Origin of the sequence: Peptoniphilus sp. (genome assembly GCF_034090345.1) — a bacterium.
Taxonomy (GTDB): domain Bacteria; phylum Bacillota; class Clostridia; order Tissierellales; family Peptoniphilaceae; genus Peptoniphilus.
In genome coordinates this window covers 1-2,163 of the sequence record NZ_JAXDSS010000056.1, presented here as the reverse complement: position 1 = coordinate 2,163, position 2,163 = coordinate 1, and the positions used below count along the sequence as shown (strand labels likewise).

Genomic DNA, 2,163 nt, shown 5'->3' with positions numbered 1-2,163 from the left:
AATTTCTCTAAATCTACTGTCCCCTTCTACGCCCATTCTGTGTGTAGTTACGTTCACACCTTTTCTACTATTCCAATTTAAATTATCTAAAGCTTTTTGAATTAGTGACGAACAGTCGCTATATCCTTTTTGAAGTCTTTTAGCTTGACTATACCTATCTCCATTGTAAATTAAAGCAGCTTTTATAAACTTCTCAACCTTATCTCTATCTAACATTTACTTACCTCTCTTATCATTAAACAAAGTCTTTATTTGTTCAGTATGGACTAAGATTCCATCAGCATTTCTGTCAATTCTTTCTTCGTGCTTTTCAAGAATTTTGTGTACATACTCCCTATCCTTCTGCATATCTTTTAAATCTCGTGTCAGTGCTTCTACAGCTTTTTGCAGTAATTCATTAGTCGTATTATTCTTTTTAATTGCACTTAAGAATGGACTAACTACTAGTTTTGCAAATGCAATAATTGCTGATAAAGCCCCAGCCCACATAGCTAATATTTGTAAATCTATTTTCATTACTTCACCTCAAAAATTAGAGCAACAAAAAAGACAGTAGCTTTAATGTTGCCCTGTCTTTAATCACTCTTCTATTTTTTGCCAAAACTTAGGATTCTCAGCAGGTGTTTTTCCACTTGCCGGGATATCTGATATAAACTTGTAAGCTATATTGTAATGAGTCACTTCATCTCCAAGTCTGTACGTTTTATCGCCTGAATAAAATTCTCTTTCTTTCTTTTTCTCAACAGTTTCTCCAGTACCAGTTACCTCTTCCCAATGCTCCCCATCAAGCTGCGGTAAAGTCTCATAGCTTGAAATGTGTTTCTTTTTACAACTATACAACTTGCCTAAATGCTCTACTTTATCTCCTACGTTAAATAGCTTATTTTGAACATACGGCTCAAACACATAAGCAACTCTAGCAATTTCTTCTTTAGTCATTTTTTCTAAATCAATGCTATCTTGAGTAACACTCATATTAGAATCTATTCTCTTTTTCAAATGTTCCATTTCTTCAACTAAATTTTTAGCATTTTCTGCCCCGAGTAATTTAATTAAACCTTGCTCTGCTCTTTCAGCTCTTTCTACAAGTCCTTTAAAATCTTTTAAAAACTTTTCTAATCCCTCAAAATTAATCTCCATTTTATTTCTCCTCATTCGCACTATCAGCAATCATATTTATTGCTTTTACAATATCTTGCAACGCTTTTGTATTCTCTTCACTTGTACTACCTTCCCCCGGTTTATCTTTAGATGTGCCCGGAGTAACCACATTACTAAACTCTAACATCTTTTATTCCCCCCCCTTTACTGATAATTACCAACAAAACCATAAAAATAAGAATCCTCTTTAGCTTTACTTCTATCAATCCTTATATTTACTCCAATAGACCAAGTATCTGCGGTTTTATTTTTATTTCTAAAACTATAAGCCTTGCCTACCTGTTCAGATGGTATAGTTTCCCAAGCCGGTTCTCTATCTTTAGCATTATTACAAACCTTAACTGTCATCTTAGCACCACTTGCAAGCTTTACACTTGGATTTACAATTATAGAAGTCGCCATAGCTTCAATATCTTTTTTAAACTCGTACCAGCAATAAGTTAAATTCTTACTAAAATCTATATGTCCATAACCTTTAGCTCCTTTGCTATCAGTTACTTCAATTCTTATTCTGTGATCTCCATTTTTGAGAACTGCATAGTCTAACTTCTTTATCGTTACTTTCTTGCTCTGTCCTTTTGTAAGAGCGCCTAAATCTTCAATCTGCACTTCATCTAAAAAGACTTTACCAGTAATTTCATCTCCATCTACGTCATTTGGAGTGAATGTAAAAGAAAAAGGTTTATTTTGCTCCCCAAGGTTAGATTGGTCTACGCTGACTGTTGGAGGTGTATTTCTCTTTGTGAACATCCACCTTCTGTTGGCGCTAGCTCCTTGACCATCATCAACAGTAACTGTAATTGTGTTTTGCTTGTTAGGTGTTAACTCATCAAATTTTTCTTTATCAATGTTAATAGTATATGTTTCATTTCTATTAGCATTTTCTATCGTTTGAATAATAGCACTATTTAGCCTTACAGTTACTTTTAAAGTGTTTCCACTATCGCTATCATTTACTGTAAAAGACTGTTTGAATGGTGCGTTTTTATCTCCTAGGTTTTC

5 protein-coding genes are annotated in these 2,163 nt (G+C 33.7%); all 5 read right to left on the bottom strand.

All coding sequences use genetic code 11. The features are described 5' to 3' along the window. Positions 1–216, bottom strand: a 216-nt coding sequence (locus tag SOR77_RS04795) for a hypothetical protein (protein ID WP_320636039.1), incomplete at its 3' end; no start/stop codon positions are given. Next, on the bottom strand, positions 217–489 hold the full coding sequence (locus SOR77_RS04790; protein ID WP_320636038.1) for a hypothetical protein: 273 nt from the start codon (positions 487–489) through the stop codon (positions 217–219). Positions 490–579: 90 nt separating this feature from the next. Continuing rightward, positions 580–1,140 carry a hypothetical protein gene (locus tag SOR77_RS04785; protein ID WP_320636037.1) on the bottom strand — a complete coding sequence of 187 codons (561 nt, stop codon included), beginning with the start codon at positions 1,138–1,140 and terminating at the stop codon, positions 580–582. Position 1,141: 1 nt separating this feature from the next. Further along, positions 1,142–1,288: a hypothetical protein gene (locus SOR77_RS04780; protein ID WP_320636036.1), complete on the bottom strand. Its 147-nt coding sequence runs from the start codon at positions 1,286–1,288 to the stop codon at positions 1,142–1,144. Positions 1,289–1,305: 17 nt separating this feature from the next. Then, positions 1,306–2,163 (bottom strand): hypothetical protein (locus SOR77_RS04775; RefSeq protein WP_320636035.1); only part of this gene is annotated, 858 nt, incomplete at its 5' end.